This window comes from Streptomyces pseudogriseolus (assembly GCA_002154585.1).
GTDB classification, from domain to species: domain Bacteria; phylum Actinomycetota; class Actinomycetes; order Streptomycetales; family Streptomycetaceae; genus Streptomyces; species Streptomyces pseudogriseolus.
The window spans coordinates 1-704 of sequence record MUNG01000640.1 but is presented as its reverse complement, the minus strand read 5'-3'; the positions used below and the strand labels follow the sequence as shown (position 1 = coordinate 704).

1 pseudogene is annotated in these 704 nt (G+C 68.0%); it reads left to right on the top strand.

Annotated features, from left to right (window positions below):
* Nucleotides 1-478: 478 nt before the first annotated feature.
* Nucleotides 479-704, top strand: a pseudogene (locus CCN29_RS33670) (tryptophan--tRNA ligase); the annotation flags it as partial.

Genomic DNA, 704 nt, shown 5'->3' with positions numbered 1-704 from the left:
TCAGCGGGGTTTGTCTTCCCGTCCCTTGCGGTCCGTTCCGACGAGTGAGACTTTAGCGGATTCCCGGCTCCCGACCTAATCGGGGTCCTGCTCCCTTTCGGGTGCGGATTCCTCATTCCGTGAATACGCACGACAATGACGCGCCGACGGACAGGCCGCTGACGTCGATCATGGTGGTACTCACGGGATGGCTGTCCGGGGCCGACCGGAGTCGGTGCTCACGTCGGACAACTCGGAGAACAGTACGGATCCCCCAGGTGCGTGTCAACTCGCTGCGGTCCCCCACCCCGGGGGCGTAGTCTCGTGGGCATGACGACGCGTACGCACAGCCAGTTCTGGTGGGCCGCCTGACGGCGGTCGTCCTGCGTATGCAACCCACGGCCGCCGCCTCGGCGGCCGTTTCGCTTTCTCCCCCGGAGCTCGAGGGGCGGCCCGCCCCGGACGGCGGTCCCGACGCTCGACAGAAGAGGGAGAAGTGATGACTCGGGTCTTCAGCGGTATCAAGCCGACCGGACATCTGACGCTGGGGAACTACCTCGGGGCCATGCGGCGGTGGGCCACGGTCGACCAGTACCGGGCGGACGCGCTGTTCTGCATCGTCGACCTGCACGCCCTGACCGTGGACCACGATCCGGCGCGGGTGCGCCGGCTGAGCAGGCAGGCGGCCACCTTGCTGCTGGCGTCCGGGCTGGATCCCGCCCGGT